21 protein-coding genes are annotated in these 21446 nt (G+C 51.9%); 14 read left to right on the top strand and 7 right to left on the bottom strand.

Annotation, left to right across the window (positions count from 1 at the left end; translation table 11 throughout):
* Window positions 1-5: 5 nt before the first annotated feature.
* The 9 genes from panC (at window position 6) to HMPREF3178_RS31715 (ending at window position 8579) form a co-directional block, all read left to right on the top strand.
* Complete coding sequence (panC, locus tag HMPREF3178_RS13825) at window positions 6-860, top strand: pantoate--beta-alanine ligase (RefSeq protein ID WP_016809933.1); 855 nt, start codon at window positions 6-8, stop codon at window positions 858-860.
* A 93-nt stretch (window positions 861-953) separates the two neighbouring features.
* Window positions 954-1334 (top strand): aspartate 1-decarboxylase, encoded by a 381-nt coding sequence (panD, locus tag HMPREF3178_RS13820; RefSeq protein ID WP_004108014.1) that lies wholly within the window; start codon window positions 954-956, stop codon window positions 1332-1334.
* Between the two features lie 317 nt (window positions 1335-1651).
* Window positions 1652-2257 carry a fimbrial protein gene (locus HMPREF3178_RS13815; RefSeq protein ID WP_017144967.1) on the top strand — a complete coding sequence of 202 codons (606 nt, stop codon included), beginning with the start codon at window positions 1652-1654 and terminating at the stop codon, window positions 2255-2257.
* A 63-nt stretch (window positions 2258-2320) separates the two neighbouring features.
* A complete protein-coding gene (locus tag HMPREF3178_RS13810; RefSeq protein ID WP_017144968.1) occupies window positions 2321-3043 on the top strand; it encodes a fimbrial chaperone in 723 nt (240 codons plus the stop codon).
* A gap of 47 nt (window positions 3044-3090) precedes the next feature.
* Window positions 3091-5646, top strand: coding sequence for an outer membrane usher protein (locus HMPREF3178_RS13805; RefSeq protein WP_017144969.1), 2556 nt, complete (start codon window positions 3091-3093; stop codon window positions 5644-5646).
* Window positions 5647-5671: 25 nt separating this feature from the next.
* On the top strand, window positions 5672-6253 hold the full coding sequence (locus HMPREF3178_RS13800; RefSeq protein ID WP_004110627.1) for a fimbrial protein: 582 nt from the start codon (window positions 5672-5674) through the stop codon (window positions 6251-6253).
* 22 nt (window positions 6254-6275) lie between these two features.
* A complete protein-coding gene (locus HMPREF3178_RS13795) occupies window positions 6276-6833 on the top strand; it encodes a fimbrial protein (protein WP_004108021.1) in 558 nt (185 codons plus the stop codon).
* A 20-nt stretch (window positions 6834-6853) separates the two neighbouring features.
* Entirely contained in the window at window positions 6854-7471 is a 618-nt protein-coding gene (locus tag HMPREF3178_RS13790) for a fimbrial-like protein (RefSeq protein ID WP_004108023.1), read from the top strand.
* 22 nt (window positions 7472-7493) lie between these two features.
* Window positions 7494-8579 (top strand): fimbrial protein, encoded by a 1086-nt coding sequence (locus tag HMPREF3178_RS31715; protein ID WP_227499088.1) that lies wholly within the window; start codon window positions 7494-7496, stop codon window positions 8577-8579.
* Window positions 8580-8581: 2 nt separating this feature from the next.
* Here the strand turns inward: HMPREF3178_RS31715 and HMPREF3178_RS13780 are convergent, their stop codons facing one another.
* From HMPREF3178_RS13780 to HMPREF3178_RS13765, 4 genes are all read right to left on the bottom strand, one after another.
* The gene (locus HMPREF3178_RS13780; protein WP_017144972.1) at window positions 8582-9835 is read right to left on the bottom strand and encodes a polysaccharide deacetylase family protein; all 1254 of its coding nucleotides are present in this window, start codon (window positions 9833-9835) and stop codon (window positions 8582-8584) included.
* Between the two features lie 57 nt (window positions 9836-9892).
* A complete protein-coding gene (locus HMPREF3178_RS13775) occupies window positions 9893-10333 on the bottom strand; it encodes a PTS sugar transporter subunit IIA (protein ID WP_016809928.1) in 441 nt (146 codons plus the stop codon).
* A gap of 120 nt (window positions 10334-10453) precedes the next feature.
* Window positions 10454-11224 carry an ABC transporter permease gene (locus HMPREF3178_RS13770; RefSeq protein ID WP_004108033.1) on the bottom strand — a complete coding sequence of 257 codons (771 nt, stop codon included), beginning with the start codon at window positions 11222-11224 and terminating at the stop codon, window positions 10454-10456.
* Complete coding sequence (locus HMPREF3178_RS13765) at window positions 11221-12147, bottom strand: ABC transporter ATP-binding protein (RefSeq protein ID WP_004108035.1); 927 nt, start codon at window positions 12145-12147, stop codon at window positions 11221-11223. Before HMPREF3178_RS13765 ends, HMPREF3178_RS13770 begins: the two co-directional genes overlap by 4 nt.
* A 107-nt stretch (window positions 12148-12254) precedes the next feature.
* Between HMPREF3178_RS13765 and can the strand changes: the two genes are divergently transcribed.
* Window positions 12255-12917: a carbonate dehydratase gene (gene can / locus HMPREF3178_RS13760; protein WP_004108036.1), complete on the top strand. Its 663-nt coding sequence runs from the start codon at window positions 12255-12257 to the stop codon at window positions 12915-12917.
* A 53-nt stretch (window positions 12918-12970) separates the two neighbouring features.
* Here can and hpt read toward each other — a convergent pair whose 3' ends face one another.
* Entirely contained in the window at window positions 12971-13507 is a 537-nt protein-coding gene (gene hpt / locus HMPREF3178_RS13755; protein ID WP_023322073.1) for a hypoxanthine phosphoribosyltransferase, read from the bottom strand.
* A 203-nt stretch (window positions 13508-13710) separates the two neighbouring features.
* On the opposite strand from hpt, the gene HMPREF3178_RS13750 reads away from it, so the two are divergent.
* Window positions 13711-16101, top strand: a complete 2391-nt coding sequence (locus HMPREF3178_RS13750; RefSeq protein WP_017144973.1) for a glucose/quinate/shikimate family membrane-bound PQQ-dependent dehydrogenase — start codon at window positions 13711-13713, stop codon at window positions 16099-16101.
* 92 nt (window positions 16102-16193) lie between these two features.
* Here the strand turns inward: HMPREF3178_RS13750 and HMPREF3178_RS13745 are convergent, their stop codons facing one another.
* Both HMPREF3178_RS13745 and cueO read right to left on the bottom strand, forming a co-directional pair.
* The gene (locus tag HMPREF3178_RS13745; RefSeq protein WP_017144974.1) at window positions 16194-16718 is read right to left on the bottom strand and encodes a DcrB/PsbP domain-containing protein; all 525 of its coding nucleotides are present in this window, start codon (window positions 16716-16718) and stop codon (window positions 16194-16196) included.
* Between the two features lie 125 nt (window positions 16719-16843).
* The gene (gene cueO, locus HMPREF3178_RS13740) at window positions 16844-18448 is read right to left on the bottom strand and encodes a multicopper oxidase CueO (RefSeq protein WP_017144975.1); all 1605 of its coding nucleotides are present in this window, start codon (window positions 18446-18448) and stop codon (window positions 16844-16846) included.
* Window positions 18449-18594: 146 nt separating this feature from the next.
* On the opposite strand from cueO, the gene HMPREF3178_RS13735 reads away from it, so the two are divergent.
* The 3 genes from HMPREF3178_RS13735 (at window position 18595) to HMPREF3178_RS13725 (ending at window position 21310) form a co-directional block, all read left to right on the top strand.
* A complete protein-coding gene (locus tag HMPREF3178_RS13735; protein WP_004872121.1) occupies window positions 18595-18942 on the top strand; it encodes a YacC family pilotin-like protein in 348 nt (115 codons plus the stop codon).
* A 257-nt stretch (window positions 18943-19199) separates the two neighbouring features.
* The gene (locus HMPREF3178_RS13730; protein WP_024273732.1) at window positions 19200-19619 is read left to right on the top strand and encodes a hypothetical protein; all 420 of its coding nucleotides are present in this window, start codon (window positions 19200-19202) and stop codon (window positions 19617-19619) included.
* Window positions 19616-21310 (top strand): FKBP-type peptidyl-prolyl cis-trans isomerase N-terminal domain-containing protein, encoded by a 1695-nt coding sequence (locus tag HMPREF3178_RS13725; protein ID WP_017144976.1) that lies wholly within the window; start codon window positions 19616-19618, stop codon window positions 21308-21310. The genes HMPREF3178_RS13730 and HMPREF3178_RS13725 overlap by 4 nt, the downstream gene beginning before the upstream one ends.
* Window positions 21311-21446: the final 136 nt, after the last annotated feature.

Below are 21446 nucleotides of genomic sequence, written 5' to 3'. Positions count from 1 at the left end.
TTGTTGTGCTGATTATTGAAACCCTGCCGCTGCTGCGCCAGCATATTCGCCGTTTACGTCAGGAAGGCAAGCGCATTGCGCTGGTTCCCACCATGGGCAACCTGCACGATGGACATATGAAGCTGGTCGATGCGGCAAAAGCCAGTGCGGATGTGGTGGTAGCCAGTATTTTCGTCAATCCGATGCAGTTTGACCGCCCGGACGATCTGGCGCGCTATCCGCGAACCCTGCAGGACGATTGCGAGAAGCTGAACAAACGCAAAGTCGATTTAGTTTTTGCCCCTGCGGCGGCGGAAATTTATCCGCACGGCATCGAAAATCAGACTTACGTCGATGTTCCAGGATTGTCGACGATGCTCGAAGGCGCCAGCCGTCCTGGTCACTTCCGCGGCGTTTCGACCATCGTCAGCAAGCTGTTTAACCTGGTACAGCCGGATGTCGCCTGCTTCGGCGAAAAAGATTTCCAGCAGCTGGCGCTCATCCGCAAGATGGTGGCCGATATGGGCTATGACATCGAGATTATCGGCGTGCCGATTATGCGCGCTAAAGATGGGCTGGCGCTGAGCTCGCGCAACGGTTATCTCAGCGCTGAGCAGCGCAAAATTGCGCCGGGACTGCATAAGGTGATGAATAGCGTGGCGGAGAAACTGGCGGCCGGCGAACGTAATCTTGACGAGGTTATCGCGATTGCCGCTCAGGAGCTGAACGAAAAAGGCTTCCGCGCCGATGATATTCAGATCCGCGATGCCGATACGCTGCTCGACCTGACGGAAACCAGTAAGCGAGCGGTGATCCTGATGGCGGCCTGGCTCGGCGAAGCGCGTTTGATCGACAATCAGATCGTCGCACTCGCTGGCTAGACACGGGTTAAAAATCAGGCAATACTGCCAGGAATTTCCTCAAGGCGGACGTCATGTCCGCTTTGTTATCGTTAAGCTTTAAAGGTAGACGTTATGATTCGTAATATGCTGCAGGGCAAACTCCACCGCGTTAAAGTCACGCAGGCCGACCTGCACTATGAAGGCTCCTGCGCTATTGATCAGGATTTCCTCGATGCGTCCGGCATCCTTGAAAACGAGGCTATTCATATCTGGAACGTGACCAACGGTAATCGTTTCACCACCTACGCCATCGCCGCAGAGCGCGGGTCGCGAATTATCTCCGTTAACGGCGCGGCGGCACACTGCGCCAACGTCGGCGATATTTTGATTATCGCCAGTTTCGTCACCATGCCTGACGAAGAAGCCCGCACCTGGCAGCCGAAAGTCGCCTATTTCGAGGGCGAAAACGAAATGAAGCGCCAGGCAAAAGCCATTCCGGTACAGGTTGCCTGATATTTTCTATAGCTCCGGTAATCCGGAGCTATTATTTTGCAAATGCATAGCATTAAATAAATCAATATTATTAACCCAGGCAATATCATTCACCACCCAAAATACAAATAGCCAATCTGAAATATATTATTTCAGGCAAAGAAAGTCTTTATTTACCATATTCCGCCATGAATTAGCAATCGACGTTTTCTTACATTATTTTGTAAAAAGACTCAGTATTACGCCTCATCTAAAAGATTAGAATCCCTATACCCTGAAATTATTCAGGCCACTCCCATAATTTATGGGATAGTTTAATTTTATATGGATGTATATATATGAATAAGTTAACCATTGCGGCTGCATCAATTATTCTGGCTTTAGGCTCAGCCTCCGCATTTGCTGATGATACGGTAACCACGCCGGGCACCGATGTTGGCCTCATTACGTTTGATGGCGCCGTTTCCGACACCACTTGCACCATCACCACCAACAACGGCGTTGACGCCAGAAACGTCACCATCAGCATGCCGGTGGTGAAAAAAGCCGATGTCGAAGGCACCACCGTCGACGCAGGCGTTGGCTCGAAAGAGTTTGAACTGCACCTGAGCAACTGCCCGGACACGCTGACCAAAGCATCCGCGACCTTTACTTCCCAGCAGTTTGCCGAACTCTCTAACGGCACGCTGAAAACTGACCCGAGCGTTACCGGTCATGCTGATAACGTTAGCCTGGCGCTGTTTAACAACAGCACCACCGATACCGATCGTATTCAGGTTGGCCTGCCGAATAACAACACCCAGGTCGCTACCCTGACCAGCGGCGAAGGCGTACTGGCTTACCGCGTGGCTTACGTTCCAAGCGCCGATTGGGTTAAAGGCACCAACGAGATCACCGCAGGTAAAGTGACCAGCAACGCGACTTTTACTATGTCTTACGAGTAATCGTAACGTAATGGATTATGCGTCTGCGGCGTAAAGCAGGCGCATTGCAGGGAGCAGATTGTTATGCATCGTTTTACCCAACTTACGCTGACATCGCTGGTGTGCGCCAGCGCGGCGTTCAGTACATTTAATGCCTGCGCGGATATTGTAATTTCCGGCACCCGTGTGATCTACCCGCAATCATCCAAAGACGTGACCGTTAAAATGGAAAACCGCGGCACTAAACCGCTGCTGGTTCAGTCGTGGCTTGATGACGGTCGCGATACCGTTAATCCGCAGGAACTAAAGCTGCCGTTTATCGTCACGCCGCCGGTATCACGTATCGACCCGTCGAAGGGGCAAACCGTGCGTATTACCTGGACTCAGCAGCCTCTGGCGCAGGATCGGGAATCGCTGTTCTGGTTTAACGTCCTTGAAGTCCCGCCAAAAGCGAAAGACGGAGACAGCCAAAACGTATTGCAGCTGGCGTTTCGTACCCGCATTAAGATGTTTTTTCGCCCGAATGGTTTGCCGGGAGATCCGGCTATTGCCGCCGGTAATCTTAAATGGTCTCAGCAAGGCACCGCGCTCATTGCCAATAATAGCAGCCCTTATTATGTATCAATGGCTAAGGCGACCATTACCGTCAACGGTAAAAAAATAGAGGTCGATTCCCACACTATTCCACCGCTCTCGAATGAAACCATTCCGATAAAAAATGCGCCAGCGCTGCGAGGCGGAAAAATTGAATACACCGCGATCAATGATTTTGGCGGTACCGAAAAACATCAGGCCGCCATCAATTAATTGTCACCGCTGAAGGATCTCAGCCTTTACAAAGAAATAGGGAACGCATGTTTTTTCGTCGATCATTATTGTGTACCACTATCTATATTGCACTCCAGTCCTCAGTAATGGCGGAAGAAGCTCCTTCAGTTCCAGCAGATGACATTGAATTTAACGATCAGTTTTTATTTAGTACCGGCGACAATATTGACGTCAGCCGCTTTTCTAAAGGTAACCCGGTACCGCCGGGCACCTATAAAACGCAAATCTTGCTAAACAGCAAGCCAAAGATGCTGGTGGATTTTACCTTTAACGATAATGGTACACCCCGGGCTACGCCCTGTTTTACCAGTAAGCTGCTGGCGCAAACAGGCGTTAACACAGAAGGACTGGATCTCGAATCCGCCGCCTGCATCGATATTGCACAACAGTATCCGCAATCCTCATGGAATTATGATATTGGCACCCAGGAGCTGGCGATCTCCATGCCGCAAATCTATGTCCTTAAACGCCCTGATGGCTACGTCGATCCCTCGCTCTGGCAGGACGGAATTACCGCTGCAATGGTCTCTTACGATCTTAACGCCTGGCACTCTGAAAGCGATGGCAGCGGTTCGGATTCGGTTTATGCCGGACTGAAGTACGGGGTCAACATCGGTGCCTGGCACCTGCGCGCCAGGGGAAACGCCAACTGGGATCAGGACAGCGGCAGCGATTACGCAAGCCAGGATATCTATCTGCAGCGTGATATCACCTCATTGCGCTCACAGTTTCTGGTGGGAGATTCCTATACCCGCGGCGATGGCTTCGATTCATTTAGCCTGCGGGGCGTGCGCTTTTACAACGACGATCGCATGCTGCCCGGCGGCGCTTCCACTTACGCGCCTGAGATTCGCGGCGTGGCAAAGAGCAATGCGAAGGTTGTGATTAAGCAAAGCGGCAATAAAATCTATGAAACTACCGTGCCGCCAGGTCCATTTGCCATTACCGATCTTAGCACCACCGGCTATGGTAGCGACCTGAACGTATCGATTGAAGAGGCCGATGGTAGCGTGCGCGTCTTCTCGGTGCCCTACTCTTCGGTTACGCAAATGCTGCGCCCGGGCTATGGTCGCTGGGACATCGGCGCCGGCGAACTGCGCGACAAGAGTTTAAAAGAGAAACCAGGGCTGGGTTACGCCACCGGTTATTACGGTCTGAACAACACCTTCACTGGCTATGTCGGCGTGCAGTATATGGATGTCGGCTATTACGCCGGGTTAGTGGGTATCGCCACCAATACGCCGATCGGCGCATTCGCATTTGACATTACACACTCCACAACCGCTATTGATGACCTGGATACTCTGACGGGCCAAAGCTATCGCGTGACCTGGAGCAAACTGATTGAAGAATCCCGCACCTCATTCAATATTGCTGCCTACCGGTTTTCCACTGAAAACTATATGTCGTTACGGGATGCGGCCACGTTAAATGACAACCTCAGGCACAACAACGACGATACGCCGCAAGAATTTTCCCGTTTTCAACGGATGAAAAACCAGTTCCAGGTCAACATTAGTCAGCCGGTCTCTCTCTGGAGCAACAGTAACGGCAACCTGTATGTCAGCGGCAGCTGGGAAGATTACTGGAATAAATCCTCCTCGACCTCTCAGTACTCGGTTGGCTATAACGACTCATTTTCATGGGCCAGCTATAGCATTTCAGTCCAGCGTTCCTATAACGAATATGGCGATAAGGACGACAGCGTCTATCTCAACCTGAGCATTCCGCTGGAAAACCTGCTGGGGCGCAATAAGCGGCCGCTCGGTTTTTCTACCGTCAATATGAGCGTCAACAGCGATCTGAAGTCGAACAATAATTTCTCTACCAGCGCCAACGGCAATACCGACGACTATCGCTTCAGCTACAGCCTTAACACCAGCGCCAGCCGGTCAGATGGCTCGTCAATCAACCAGGTTGGCGGTTACGGCAGCTACAGCAGCCCGTGGGGGCCCTTAAGCCTGTCGGCTTCAGCTTCCGATGATGCCAGCCGCCAGTACTCCATGAGCTACAGCGGCGGCATGCTGCTGCATTCCGGCGGCCTGACTCTGGCCCCCAACAGCATCGGCGATACCGATACCCTGGCGCTGGTGCACGCTGCGGGAGCCAAAGGCGCTCGTTTAACCAATGGAGACGGGCAAATCAACGGTTCGGGATACGCCATCCAGCCCTATTTATCGGCTTACCGTGAGAACAACGTCGGCCTCAATATCGACACCATGGAAGAGGATGTGGAGGTAAAAAACACCAGCACGGTCGTTGTTCCCCGCAGCGGTGCCGTTGTTCGGGTCGATTTTGAGACCGATGAAGGGCGCTCGCTGTTACTTGAACTACAGCGTTCCGACAACGGATTTATCCCGCTCGGCGCGGATGTGCAAAATGAACGGGGCAAATCTATCGGTACCGTCGGACAGGCGGGAATGGCCTATATCCGCGGCGTCACCGAGAGCGGAAAGCTGCGGGTTATCTGGGGAAGCGGAAGCGGGAACCGTTGCACCGTGAACTACCGGCTCTCTGACGGTGGGGAGGATAAGAAAATAGGCCTTACCCGTCTGCTAAATAACCAACGTTGCCAGATGTAATGGCATTATTTTTACAGGGAATAGAATGAAGATAATGAGTCTGAAACAACTTTATCTGGTGGGCTGTAGCGGCATTTTGTTCGCCACTGCGATACCGGGGCAGGCAGCCTCGCTGGATGTCACCTTTACCGCCAACCTGCGCGAAACTACCTGCGATATGGCCATTGAGGGCGGCAGCGGTGATGGCAAAAATAACACCATCCCTATCGGTACGAATGGCGTTGTGAGCCTGGATAAAATCATCAGCGGCGACAGCGCAGCGCAGGCAACCTTTAAGTTGAAAATCACCGAATGCCCCGAAAGCCTGCAATCGCTAAAAACCACCATCAGCGGGACGAAATCAGGGTACAAAGATACCGTGATAATAAATGGCGCGACAACGGCGGATGCCGCTGACTCTCTTGGGATCGCCATCGCCAGAGCGTCAGCAACCGATGCGCCTTTCATTATTAATGCCGGTGCGGACGATGGGCGTCTGATATGGACCAGCCAGGAGATAAAAAATAAAGAAGTGCCGCTAGTCGCGACGCTGGTTGAAACGCAAGCAGGCCAGGGCGCTACGGGGACTTTTAGCGCGCTGGCTACTTTCAATTTCACCTATGAATAATCATCAGAAAAGGAACCTCTTGATGAAAAAAATCTCTTTTCTGGGCGGTGCTATCGTCACATTACTCTTTTCTGCGCCCTCTTTCGCCGCGATAACCGGAACCAGTAGCGTTTCGGCTACTTTTACATCCACTATTGAAGCCGGTACCTGTACGGCGCAGATCCAGAACGCCAGCGGTCAGCCCGTAAGTACGCTCGATTTCGGCGATGTCTTTAAATCTGACCTGGTCAAACAAAGTCGCAGCGAACCGTTCAAAGTGGCCTTCACCGATTGTGCAGGCGTAAAGTCTGCTAAATATCAGGTTATTCCCGGAAGCGGCGGCGGCTGCTCGGGCCCCAGTTCTAACGGCGACTCGTTTGCCGGAGGCAACTCTACGGGTTTTGAAGTGTGGCAAGGAGAATCAGGAACCGGAACGTTACTGAGCTGCAATACCAAACCTTCGCAAACGCTCGCCATCAGCGGCAGTTCGCTCAACGTCGATTTTTCTTCACGCATCGTTATCGCAAAAGACAGAAAAATCGCCAACGTGACAGCGGGTAGCGTCAGCTCGCCTGTGACGTTTGTTATCACCTATCAGTAAGTAAGAGGAACAGAACCGCTATGTCATTCTGTATCCGTATTATTGCCCCAATAGGGAAGGCATTGTTGGCTATGGGAATGACTGGCGGTCTGTGCATAGCTTCTTGTTTTGCTGATGGAAATAACGAAGGACTGGACGTCACTCTGCAGGCCAATATTGTGGAGAATACCTGCCAGATTTCACTTTCCGATAATGGGACAGTGCATTTACCCATTGTTTCCCGCAGTTGGTTTTATAACAACGACGGCACCCCTCGTTTGCAGCCTGACGACGCCGCCAGCGGTACGCTATTTAGCGTAAATGTTGAAAGCTGCTCAGGCGATGGCGCGACGGTCAATACCATGACCTTTAGTTTCCAACCGCAAAACGGGATCTGGCCTGCGGAAAGCCAGCAGGTATTTATTAATGAAACACCGGCGACGGCAGGCGGAGCGGAAAACGTGGGAATTGTTATTTTTTCTTCCCGCGATAACCGTAACGTTGTGAATAGCGACGGCAGCTCCGCTGTCGCTTTCGATGTCTCAAAAGCGGAAAGCTATTTAACCAGCTACGATTTTTATGCCCGCTATCAGAGCACCGGTACGGTAAGCGCTGGAAAAGTGACCAGCCACGTTTTAGTGGATGCGATATACAATTAATATGCTACAGGATGTAGACAAAATGCTGAAAAAAACAAAGCCAGGAACCCTATGTATATCCACCCTCACTACAGTAATAGCTTTATGCATCTTATTCTGTAGCCAGCCCGCCCAGGCGGCTATAGAGTGCCGTTTTAACAGCGGCAAAGGTGGTAGCACAACGCTGGTTAACGGAAGTTATAAAGAAATCAGGCTACCCACGCCAACCAGTGGCCAATCTCATATGATCGCCCAATTTGACACAAAGCTAACCCCGACAATTACAGGAGATTGTAGCGCAGGTAATGATGGCGAAGACTTGTGGGCTAAAACCTCGCCAAATATAACAGGACAGGGACTGTATAATTTTGCCTCTTTTCTCACTAATATTCCAGGCATTGAGTACCAGGTGCGAATAAATACAACTACCGGCTCCGGAAACATGTTTGCGCAAAACACACAAGACTTTCAAATAATTTCTTATAACGATGGGTATGAAGATAACTGGGATGAAAAAACATTTAAAGCTACAATTTACGTCTACCTAAAAGAGTCATTTAATGGCAATCCGCAAAAATTAACCTATTTAAAACCCCAGGCGGGCTTACTAGGCTGGGCGAGTCTCGGCGTTCCCTCGGATAGCAACAATCAGCCTTATGCCTTTTATGTCACGGAAGATACCTTCTCCATTCCTCTGGTTTTACCAACCTGCAGTGTGATGGCGCTTGGCGACGGAGGTACTAATGTTGCCATGGGGGATTATTTCATATCAGACTTAAAAAATGGCAATACCACTAAAGATGTGCCTTTTAACATTGATGTCAGCGACTGTACCAGCGTGGCAAAATTCACGACAAAAATGACCACCCTCAAGACAACGGGAAGTGGAGCGGATCTGCTGGGTAATACCCTGAATACAAACGCGGCTACCGGTATTGGCATAAAAATTCTTTACAATAAAACGACTCAACTTATTCCCAACAACGCCAATTCTAATTACGTGGTAAGCGACAACACCATTCCAGGCAGCAAAACTTTCAACTTTATCGCCCGTATGGAAAGAGATGGTAACCCGCTTGTTGTTGGTCAATTTAAAGCAACTGCCGTTTTTAACATGACCTATGACTGAGATTACCCCTGCGGCTGATTGCTAATCAGCCGCGACATCGTCTCCAGCGAATCCGTTCTGAGAATATATAGCCTTTTCAATAAGAACGGATTGTCGCCCGGCTTTACCTTACCTCTCACGGTAGTCACCGCCAGATGAAAACCGGCGTCGTTCGCCGCCTGAACCGCCTTAGCGTTATAGCCGCCAAACGGATAAGAAAGATACAGCACGTGGGGATTAAACTGCGCCAGCGCCCGCCGCGAGTGTTCAAAATCAAACAGAATATTGTGATAGCTGCGGCTGAGCAGAATCGGATGACGCCGGGCATCAACCCGATGCAGGAAATGGGTATGCGACTGCACGTCGAAGACATCCTGAATCTGTTTTAACTCGGAAATGCTCATAAACTGCAGCGAGTTCGGCGCCCATTTCTGCGGATGGCGCTTGATGCGCGATGAAATAATAAAAGCCGTAGCGTGAAAGCCATATTGCTTAAGAATCGGGTACGCATAGCGGTTGACCGATTTCAGACCATCGTCAAAAGTGATCACCACCGAACGCGCCGGAAGATTCACTTTATTACGCAGATAACCTTCCAGTTGATACATGCTCAGCGTGGCATAGCCCTGGTCGCGTAGCCAGGTCATCTGGTTGCTGAAGGCGCGAACGGAAGTCGTGGTCGAGGTATGACGAAACCGGGTGTTTTCTTCGTCACGCAGAATATGGTGATAAGTGAGTATGGGGATGCCGTTATCTTCCTGCGCATCCAGACTGCTCACCCACGCCAGGCGGTTACCGATGCGTATCTGAAACCAGGTTTGATTCAACCGATCCCGGAGCTTGCTGATAATCGGATAGCGCAAATTATTCGCCAAGGTGCCGAACGGCGCGCTGCCAGCAGAGGGGCCATCATAGACGGGCGTATCTTTCCAGGTAATGAGATTCTGGTTGCTCAGAGGCTTATGCAGGTCGCCGAGGCTATCCTCAACCCGCTGCTTGCCCTGCACCGGCCCAAGGTGGCCTTTATCGATAAAGCCGGTCGCAAAGCCAAAATTAAACTCGTAGTAATCGGCTGCGGTCGGCACTACCGCCAGTATTTGCCCTGCCCGTACGTTGCCGACGCTCACTACCTGGCTGCCAACCTGCGCCCAGATATCCGCATCTTCGGTCGTTTGCATATAGCGCGCGGGGGTGCCCTGCTGGCTTAACAGGCTGGCGGAAGCGCTGCACGCCGTAAGCAGAAGGAGTAAAACAAACATTCGGGCAAGCATGCGCATCGAACCGGTAGATAAAAACTGCCGTCATTGTAACAAAAGCGCGATCAATACCAATGCTTAATTCCCGTACGGCTCATGCAGCAGCCGGAAGGGTGGATTCTTTTGCTGCTGATGCCAGAGACTGCTCACCGCCGGGCCTCCGGCGCTGACAATGGCGTGTCGGAAGGCTTCGCTGCTCAGGCTCTGGCGCAGCAAATACATACTTTCCAGTAATGAATAGTCGATCCCGGAAATCACTTCACAGTGGGTGTGCTTATGGCTCATCAGCGCCGCCACGCGATAAGGCGCCGCGCCGGATTTATCGGTCAGGAAAATAACGCCTTCGCCGCTGTCCGTCTCATGTAGCGCATCGCACATCATACGGCTCAGCATGTTGCTGCTGAGATTGCGCCAGTAGTTGACCGCCCGGCACTGCGTCAACGGCCCAAACTTTTTCTCCAGACGATCCAGCATCTCCTGCGCCAGTTCATCATGGCAGGTAATCACCCAACCTAACATCGCCTACCTCCTTAGCAGGCAAACAATTTAGCAAGGCAAGTGATGAATATCGGTGATGGCAATCAAATTGTTGGCTGGCGCTTTGCCTCAGTGAGCAGCAAAGCGCCATCGGTGGTTAAATTAGCTGCGCAGCCCGCGTCCGCGCTGGATCAGATACCAGCACAGGAGATAAAACGCGACGATAAACACGACCAGCACGCCGAAGGTCGTCGCCAGCGGAACATCGTTAATTCCGAGGAAGCCGTAGCGGAAGCCGCTGATCATATAGACGATCGGATTGAGATGCGACAGCCCTTGCCAGAAGGGCGGCAGCAGGGTCAGGGAATAAAAAACCCCGCCAAGGTAGGTCAACGGCGTCAGCACGAAGGTCGGAATAAGGCTGATATCGTCAAAGGTTTTAGCAAACACCGCGTTCAGCAGGCCGGCCAGCGAGAATAGCACGGCGGTCAGTATCAGGGTCAGAGCGACAAATACCCACGAGTGGACCTGGAACGGAACGAAAAATAGCGAAATCGCCGTCACCAGAATCCCGACGCACAGACCGCGGGCAACTCCGCCGCCCACATAGCCGGCGATCACCACGTGCGTGGGGACCGGCGCGACCAGCAGTTCTTCAATATTGCGCTGGAATTTGGCGCTGAAGAAAGAGGACGCCACGTTGGCATAGGCGTTGGTGATCACCGCCATCATGATCAGACCCGGCACGATAAACTGCATATAGGTAAAACCGTGCATCTCACCGATGCGCGAACCGATCAGATTGCCAAAAATGACAAAGTAGAGGGTCATGGTTATCACCGGCGGCACCAGCGTCTGGACCCAGATACGCATAAACCGATGGATCTCTTTGGTCCAGATGCTTTTCAGCGCGACCCAATAAAGCTGCATCATGCTGATTCTCCTTTCCGGTCATGCACCAGCGTGACAAACAGCTCTTCAAGCCGGTTTGCTTTGTTACGCATACTTAATACCTGTATTCCCTGCGCGCTCAGCTGAGTGAACACGCTGTTAATCCCCTGCTCGCGCAGCACTTCTACCTCCAGAGTCGACGTATCGACCAGACGATACTGATAGCCTTCCAGCACCGGCAGCGGGCTTTTGGGAGCCAGGTCGAGAATAAAAGTTTCTGATTTCAGCTTGGCCAGCAGCGCTTTCATCGATGTGTTTTCCACCAGCTCGCCGCGCTGAATAATGCCGATATTGCGGCACAGCATTTCGGCCTCTTCCAGATAGTGGGTGGTCAGGATAATCGTCGTGCCTTTATCGTTGAGATCTTTCAAAAATCCCCACATCGAGCGACGAAGCTCAATATCCACTCCCGCCGTGGGCTCATCGAGGATCAGCAGCTTCGGTTCATGCATCAACGCGCGGGCGATCATCAGGCGGCGCTTCATGCCGCCGGAGAGCATCCGCGCGCGCTCGTTGCGCTTTTCCCATAGGTCGAGCTGTTTGAGGTACTTTTCACTGCGGACAATCGCTTCTTTGCGCTCAACGCCATAGTAGCCCGCCTGGTTGACCACAATCTGCTGCACGGTTTCAAACGGGTTGAAGTTGAACTCCTGCGGCACCAGACCGAGCTGGCGTTTGGCGTTCACCACATCCTTTTGCAGATCGTAGCCAAAAACATTCACCTCGCCGGAGGTTTTATTTACCAGCGAACTGATGATGCCGATAGTGGTCGATTTCCCCGCGCCGTTAGGCCCCAGGAGCGCGTAAAAATCGCCCGCTTCGACCTGCAGATCGATTCCGCGCAGCGCCTGAACTCCACCGGGGTAGGTTTTCTTGAGCTGTTTTAGTTCCAGAGCAATGGTCATTAAAGGTCTCTTCTCGTGTCGCGACACGCGATGGGTTGTTTTAAAAAATGTGAGGTTACCCTATATTAGCGCAACGCACTTACTTGGTTACAGGCCCGTAAACATCCATGAACGATATAGATACACTCATCAGCAACAATGCACTATGGTCAAAAATGCTGGTGGAGGAAGACCCCGGTTTCTTTGAGAAGCTGGCACAGGCGCAGAAACCGCGCTTTCTGTGGATTGGATGTTCCGATAGCCGCGTCCCCGCCGAACGTTTGACCGGCCTGGAACCCGGCGAGCTGTTTGTACACCGTAACGTTGCAAACCTGGTGATTCATACCGACCTGAACTGTCTTTCCGTGGTGCAGTACGCGGTTGATGTACTGGAAGTCGAGCACATCATCATCTGCGGCCACTACGGCTGCGGCGGCGTGCAGGCGGCAATTGAAAATACCGAGCTTGGCCTGATCGACAACTGGCTGCTGCATATCCGCGATATCTGGTTTAAGCACAGCTCATTACTGGGTGAGATGCCCGAAGAGCGTCGCCTTGATACGCTGTGTGAATTGAATGTGATGGAGCAGGTTTACAACCTGGGTCACTCAACGATTATGCAGTCGGCGTGGAAGCGCGGACAGAAAGTGACCATCCACGGCTGGGCCTACGGCATTCACGACGGCATGTTACGCGATCTTGACGTGACCGCCGTCAGCCGCGAAACGCTGGAACAGCGCTATCGTCAGGGTATTTCCAACCTTAAAAGCAAGCACGTCAATCACAAGTAATTCACGCGCTCCTCTTAATTATTATCCCGGGCCGCCGGGATAGATAATCCGCTTTATTCGTCGAGCAGGGTCACTTTGCCGATATAGGGCAGGTGACGGTAGCGCTGAGCATAGTCAATGCCGTAGCCCACGACGAATTCATCCGGGATCGCAAAACCGACGAACTCTACCGGCACGTTAACTTCACGGCGGCTTGGCTTATCGAGCAGGGTACAAATCGCCAGGGATTTAGGTTCACGCAGGCTAAGAATTTCACGCACTTTTGACAGCGTGTTGCCGGAGTCAATGATGTCTTCCACGATCAGCACATCTTTACCGCGGATGTCTTCATCCAGATCTTTGAGGATTTTGACGTCGCGGGTGGTGGACATGCCGCTGCCGTAGCTGGATGCGGTCATAAAATCGACTTCATGGGGTACCTGAACTTCACGGCACAGGTCGGCCATAAACATAAATGAACCGCGTAATAGCCCCACCAGCACCATTTCGCTGCCGCTATCCTGGTAATGTTCATTAATTTGACGACCGAGCTCAGCAATACGGGCTTTGATCTCAGTTTCCGGGATCATCACTTCTACAGTATGTTTCATAAAACTAACCATTTGATTCTTAATGTAAATCATCAATGCCGCTGCGATTGCACCGACGTTGACCGGCAAGCCACGCAGTATACCAGCAAAAAGAAATATGCGATGCAGTGATTAATAAAGCCCATTTTGTGATTCCGATCACACTTGTTAAATCCTATAATTAATTGCAGGTAAAAAATTAACAATCAAACGAGTGTCTTTCTATGGCAGAAACAAAATCTCAACAATCACGGCTACTCGTGACGCTGACGGCTCTTTTTGCAGCGTTCTGTGGCCTCTATCTTTTAGCGGGCGGAGCCTGGCTGGTCGCCCTCGGCGGCTCCTGGTACTACCCTATCGCAGGTCTGGTGATGCTGGGCGTCACCGTCCTCCTGTTCCGCGGTAAGCGCTCTGCGCTTTGGCTCTACGCCGCGCTGCTGCTTGCCACGATGATTTGGGGCGTCTGGGAGGTTGGCTTTGACTTCTGGGCGCTGACCCCACGCAGCGACATTCTGGTCTTCTTCGGCATCTGGCTGATTCTTCCTTTTGTCTGGCGTCGCCTGCCGACTCCTTCCGCTGGCGCCGTTGCCGGGCTGGTCGTCGCCCTGCTGATTAGCGGCGGCATTCTCACCTGGGCCGGCTTCAACGACCCGCAGGAAGTCAACGGTACGCTGAGAGCGGATGCAACGCCAGCAGCGCCTATTTCCGACGTTGCCGATGGCGACTGGTCAGCGTATGGCCGTAATCAGGAAGGACAGCGTTACTCGCCGCTGAAGCAGATCAACGCCGATAACGTGAAGAATCTGAAAGAAGCCTGGGTCTTCCGTACGGGCGATCTCAAGCAGCCTAACGATCCGGGCGAAATTACCAACGAAGTTACGCCGATTAAAGTGGGCGACACGCTCTATCTGTGTACTGCCCACCAGCGCCTGTTCGCGCTTAATGCGGCCACCGGTAAAGAAAAATGGCATTTCGATCCGCAGCTCAACGCCGATCCCTCTTTCCAGCACGTGACCTGCCGCGGCGTTTCATATCATGAAGCCAGAGCGGACAATGCGCCGGCAGATGTGGTTGCCGACTGCCCGCGCCGTATTATTCTACCGGTCAACGATGGCCGCCTGTTCGCCATCAATGCCGAAACCGGTAAGCTGTGTGAATCCTTTGCTAATAAAGGCATTCTCAATCTGCAAACCAACATGCCTGTCACTACGCCGGGTATGTATGAACCGACTTCACCGCCGATTATTACTGATAAAACGATCGTTATCGCCGGCGCCGTGACCGATAACTTCTCGACCCGCGAGCCTTCTGGCGTTATCCGCGGCTTTGATGTGAATACCGGTAAGCTGCTGTGGGCCTTTGATCCGGGTGCGAAAGATCCCAACGCGATTCCGAGTGATGAACATCATTTCACACTGAATTCACCTAACTCCTGGGCGCCAGCCGCCTATGATGCGAAGCTGGATTTGGTCTACCTGCCTATGGGCGTGACCACCCCGGATATCTGGGGCGGCAACCGTACGCCAGAACAGGAACGCTATGCCAGCTCCATCGTGGCGCTAAACGCCACCACCGGTAAACTGGCGTGGAGCTACCAGACCGTGCACCACGATCTGTGGGATATGGATATGCCGTCGCAGCCGACGCTGGCGGACATCGACGTCAACGGTAAAACCGTACCGGTAATTTACGCTCCGGCAAAAACCGGTAATATTTTTGTCCTCGATCGCCGTAACGGTGAGCTGGTTGTCCCGGCACCGGAAAAACCGGTTCCGCAAGGGGCGGCGAAAGGTGACTACGTCTCAAAAACTCAGCCGTTCTCCGATCTGAGCTTCCGCCCGAAAAAAGACCTGAGCGGCGCGGATATGTGGGGCGCCACCATGTTTGACCAGCTGGTGTGCCGGGTTATCTTCCATCAGCTGCGCTATGAAGGCATCTTCACCCCGCCGTCAGAACAAGGAACTCTGGTGTTCCCGGGTAATCTGGGGATGTTCGAATGGGGCGGTATCTCCGTCGATCCGAACCGCCAGGTGGCGATTGCTAACCCAATGGCGCTGCCGTTTGTGTCAAAACTGATCCCGCGCGGCCCCGGCAACCCGATGGAGCAGCCGAAAGACGCCAAAGGTTCCGGTACTGAAGCAGGTATTCAGCCACAGTACGGCGTTCCCTACGGCGTTACGCTAAACCCGTTCCTGTCACCGTTTGGTCTGCCTTGCAAACAGCCGGCCTGGGGCTATATCTCCGCGCTGGATTTAAAAACCAACGAAGTGGTGTGGAAAAAACGTATCGGTACCCCGCAGGATAGCCTGCCGTTCCCGATGCCGATTAAACTTCCGTTCACCATGGGTATGCCGATGCTGGGCGGCCCTATTTCTACGGCAGGCAATGTGCTGTTTATCGGCGCGACCGCAGATAACTACCTGCGCGCGTACAATATGAGCAACGGTGAAAAATTATGGCAGGCCCGTCTGCCGGCGGGCGGCCAGGCGACGCCGATGACCTATGAAGTGAATGGCAAGCAGTACGTTGTCATCTCTGCGGGCGGTCACGGTTCGTTTGGCACGAAGATGGGCGACTATATCGTCGCTTACGCTCTGCCGGACGACGCGAAGTAATTCCGCTTTGCCTTCTGAGGCCCTTCCCTTGTCTTAGAGACAGGAAATAAAAAAACGCCCTTTACGGGCGTTTTTTTCAGTCGAGACCAGAGTTACTTCGCGAACTGCAGGGAAAGCAAAGAGGCTTTTGCCGCTTCCTGATACTGTTCAACTAAATCTTTGGTCATATTAAACGTCATCTGCACCGCCTTATTATCCTGCGATGTGATTAACATCATATTGAGAATTTCAATATCCGCAGCCTGCGAATAGAAGGTGAGTAACCACCCCTTATGACCATCAACGGTAACGGCCTCGGCCTGCGGTTTTAAACTCTCCAGCATCTTAAGCATCATCTCTTTAAATGCATCGAGCTTCTCCGCTGGTAACGGATTGCGCCCTGCGGTAACCCCCAGCGATGCTTTGCCTTTCTCATCGCCATAAATGACCTGTGGACGGTTTTCGGAAGGGTATTTGAGCTTTGCCATCTCTTCAGACATTGGCGTCAGCCCCTCGGGGATTTCAACACTAAGCTTTAAATCGGGTATGTCCTTACGTTCCATCGTCATCCCGGCATGTGCGGAAAGCGTAACAAATAGCGCCAGCGATGCGGCAATCACTTTGCGGTAAATATCCATTTCAACCTCGTTGATTATTAAGCAATCGCGACAGTATATGCGTGATTTTATAAATCAACACCCTCGGTAAGGACTTTAAGAAAAGTGCCCGCCCGCCGCGCAGGGCGAACGAGCAGGAAACGTCCTCAGGCAGTCGTAAAGGCCAACATCATTCCCGTATCTTCATGTTCCAGCAGATGGCAGTGCGCCATATAGGCAAACTCCTTCGGGGCATCATGGTCAAATTTCACCAGTACTTCACTCACTGCGCCTTCCACCCGAACGGTGTCTTTCCAGCCGCTGCGATGCGCTGCAGGCGCCTTGCCGTTTTCAGATAAAATACGGAACTGGGTACCGTGGATATGAAACGGATGCAGCATCATGTCGCCCTTACCGGAAATCACCCACCGCTCATACTGCCCTTTCGCCGCCGCAAATATGGGGACATTCATATCAAATGCTTTCCCGTTGATGCGGTTAGCGTTATGGAAATCAAAATCCTTATTACCGTGCTTCATCTGCGTCATGCCGCCATGATTCATATGTTCCATGTCGCCGTGGTTCATAGTGTTCATATTCCCCATCTCGCCATGGTTCATCATCGCGCCGTGGTCCATTCCGGACATCGCCTGATCGCCGTATTTTTGCATCAGCGCCTGCATGCCCATCATATCAAGCATCGGATCCATAGAGAGCTGCAGCGTACGCTGGGTTAGCCCTTGTAAGGAAGGTAGCGCTGGCATGGCGGCAAGGACATCCGGCAGCTTACCGGAAGCCGGAATCGTCAGCGGCTGAACGCGTAATACTGGCTGCGGTTTATCGAATGGCGTAATAGCCATACCCATCTGACTCACCGGCAGCGTTATCAGATCAAAGGGTTTACCGTCCGTCGTATCCACCAGCACTTCAAACCGTTCCCCCATCAGCACCGGCAGCTCGTTAACTTTTACCGGCTCAGCAAGCAGACCGCCATCGCTTGCCACGACGTACATGGGCCGCTTATCGCTGGTAGAGAAATTTAAAGAACGCGCGTTGCAGCCGTTAAGCAGACGCAAACGCAGCCAGCCGCGAGGAGCGGCATGCTCCGGATAAAGCGCGCCGTTGGTCAGCAGCGTATCGCCAAACCAGCCAACGGCGGCGCTCATGATATCGAGCTGGTAGTCAATCTGGCCTTCCGGGGTGAATTTCTTATCCTGCACGATCACCGGCACATCATCGATTCCCCACTGCTTTGGCAAGAGCAGCTTTTCACTTTCTGCATCAGAAATGAGCACCAGACCGGCCAGCCCCATCGCCACCTGTCTGCCGGTTTTACCGTGTTGATGAGGGTGGAACCAACAGGTCGCCGCCCGCTGCGTTGGCGTAAACGTCACGGTACGGGAACCTCCTGCGGGAATCACCCCCTGAGGGCCACCGTCAACGACGCCGGAAACCTCCAGACCGTGCCAGTGCACGGTAGTCTCCTCCGCCAGACGATTATGAATATCGATGGTTGCCGCCTCGCCTTGCTTAAGCTGCAGGGCCGGCCCCAGCAGGCTACCGTTGTAGCCCCAGGTCGTCGCCAGGTGAGAGCCGAACTGCGTTTTTCCGGCCTGAATGATTAAGGAGATGCGATTGCGCGCGTCAGCCATCAGCAGTTCCGGCACGGGCAAAGAGGGACGACCGGCAGCCAAAACCGCGCGGCTCCAGAGCGGCAATGCGCTGGCTACGCTGACCGCAGCGGTTAATTTAAGAAATTCACGACGTTGCATTTTTCACATCCTTTTATTCTGCAGGTGAATAAATGAGCTTAAACCCTCCACCAACGGGAAGGTCAAGCGGAAGAGTAAGAATAAAGCTCAGCGTAGTGTAAAGAAGTATGCTAACTTTGTTTGTCAGTGATTCAATGGTAGAAAAAATGAAGACGCTTTTCAGAACAATAGTGCTTGGCAGCCTGCTTACTCTCTCCGCCAATAGCTATGCATTAAGCGAGTCCGAAGCGGAAGATATGGCTGATTTGACGGCGGTATTCGTCTTTCTGAAGAACGATTGCGGTTATCAAAATCTGCCTAACACGCAGATTCGTCGCGCTCTGGTGTTCTTTGCTCAGCAGAACCAGTGGGATTTAAGCAACTACGACAGCTTCAATATGAAAGCCCTGGGCGAGGATAGCTATCGGGATCTCAGCGGAATCAAAATTCCTACCACCAAAAAATGTAAAGCGCTGGCTCGCGACTCGCTAAGCCTGCTCGCCTACGTGAAATAATCACGCTTCTGATTTAACAAGTTTAATAGCCGTTTAAATACGGCTATTGCGTTATTAGTAATAGCAATTCACTTTACAGCGACGACTAATTCATATCTCAATTCAAAAACCTCACCGATAATTCATTAAGTGTTTAACTAATTAATAAAATTAATACTAATAAACCATAAAAAAAACAGCAGCCATATTATTGCAATCTCCTTTTTTGCACATTATTATCGCCCGATAACGACCCTTTTTATCAATGGAATGAAACCTTGAACATATCCTTATTTACCCGCATAGCACCTCTGGCCGTCATTTTATTAGTAGGTTGTCAATCAACACAATCCCGACAATCCGCCAGATTAATGAAACCTTTACCTGACGCGACATTAAATCAACAGCAAACTGAACAGCAGAGAATTGCCGAGGAGCAAGCGCGCATTGAGACTTGCCGTAAAGCGCTGGAGTCACTGAAAGAGGTGAATCCAAAGCAGGCAGCTAAATTAGGGAATGATTTCACCGCCCTGCTCAACGCCGCATCTCAATATAATTCTGTGCGCAGCAAAGTTGCAGAGCCAACTAAACAGGGTATCGACTCCATGTACCAGTTCAAATCAATCAAGCTATGCGCGGATATTGAAAAGGAACTGATCGATAGTCTGGTTAAACGCGGTGAAAATGTTCAGCCATGAACGGAAAAATAGCTATTAACTTCAATTCGATATCGCTGGCAGCAGCGCTTGTGCTGGCGCTGTCGCCATCACCCGACGCTCGCGCGGAAAAAGAGGCGCTGATACATGTTACGGCAAATTCGAATAGTGACGCGTCAGGGCCGGCATTCTTAAATTACGCTAAAGAGCAGCAGGCTCAGAAAGATCGCGCGCCTGCGAAGTCCGTTGAAGAAAAAAACGCTATTACGCAAACAACGAATAAAAAAAACGAACAGAAAATCACTGAACTTTCACGCCAGGCTGCAATAATTGCTCAAAAAGATAAAATCATCCGGCAACTTCGACAACAGCTTTCAGCAAAGCCAGCTACGGTTTATGCCGTACAGGACAATCAAAAAGATCTGACGGATAAAATTCGCCAGCTTGAGAAAGCATTAACGGTTGCCGTAGCAGAAAAACAACGCTTAATAGACAAAGAGCTCTCCGCCGCCGCTGAAATGAAACAGAAACTGGGGCAGCTCAATGCCACGGAAAATAAAATTCTGCTACAGGAAAAAAAGCTAGCTTCTGCGGAATCAGCGAAACAAAAGCTTGAATCACTGCTAACGGAAGCCGCCGCTGAAAAGCAAACGCTGTTAAAGAAGCTCGCGGCTGAGGAAAAACAACAGCAAGATATCGCCTCTAAGCTTGCTGCCGCTGCATCAGACAAGCAAGCGCTCGCTGCAAAGCTCGTCGCCGCAGAAACCGCACAGCGGGAACTCAAAACAAAACTGGATGCGGGAGAAACCGGCCGGCAAGCGCTGGCGGCGAAACTTGCTGCCGCAGTAGCGGAAAAGCAGGATTTGGCGGTAAAACTGGCGGCCACGGGGGTAGAAAACCGGGCGCTCACGGCAAAACTGGACTCCTTCACCATCAGCAGGCAGCAGTCAGCGCCTCAGGAAAATGCGGTCAGCCCGCAGGCAGATGAAAACAACGCCCTGCTGCAGGCCAGCGCTGATGAGATAAGCCAGCTAAAGGCCCGGCTTGCTGATGCCGAGACGAAATCAGGTAAAAACCCGGCGGCTATCGATCTTACCAGAGAGCCTCAGCAGCAGGCTTACTCTGTCGGCGTATCGATGGGCGAGGAGGCGCTAAAAGTGTTGTCCACCCGCAGTTCACAGGGCATAAAAATCAGTAAAGATACCGTTCTGCAGGGCATTCTGGATTCCTTTTCAGGGAAAATCGCCCTCGACGAGAAAGCGCGCAATAAGGCTCTGTTCGATGTGTCGAAAAAGGTCTTTCAGCATCTGCATAAGATAGAACAGCAGATGGTTAACGAAGGGAAAAAATACCAACAAAAATTCGCGAAACAAAAAGGTGTGGTATTTAAAGATGGGGTATACAGCCGTATCGACTATGCCGGCGAAGGTAAGATCCTCGACAGCGATACCGTCACCGTAACCATCAAGGAGACGCTAATCGATGGAACCGTTATTAACGACATGGAAGCGGAAGGCAAAGTCTGGTCTCAGACCCTAAAATCCTATCCTCCTGTCTTCCTCGGGCCAATAAAGCGCCTGGGGAACCACGGTTCTATTACGGTGGTTATCCCTCCTGAACTCGCCTATGGTAGCGAAGGCCGGCCACCCAAAATCCCGCCCGGAGCGACCATGGTGTATTCAGTCAGAATCGTAGACGCCACGGCGGCACAACCCCAGGCTAAAAACCCCTGATCCTCACGCCTCCTGACAGGGAGGCGTGTTTCCCTTTTCTTGAAAGGTTATGCCCCACGCTTCATTTGCTGAAATATCCACCGTGCATCATCTTCTATAGTTGGCTATGATGTTGCGCTCATTTTTAATGGGTGTA

This window comes from Klebsiella sp. HMSC09D12 (assembly GCF_001808475.1).
In the GTDB taxonomy this organism is placed as follows: domain Bacteria; phylum Pseudomonadota; class Gammaproteobacteria; order Enterobacterales; family Enterobacteriaceae; genus Klebsiella; species Klebsiella oxytoca.
The sequence above is the reverse complement of the archived record's forward strand: the minus strand, read 5'-3'. Positions and strand labels throughout refer to the sequence as shown.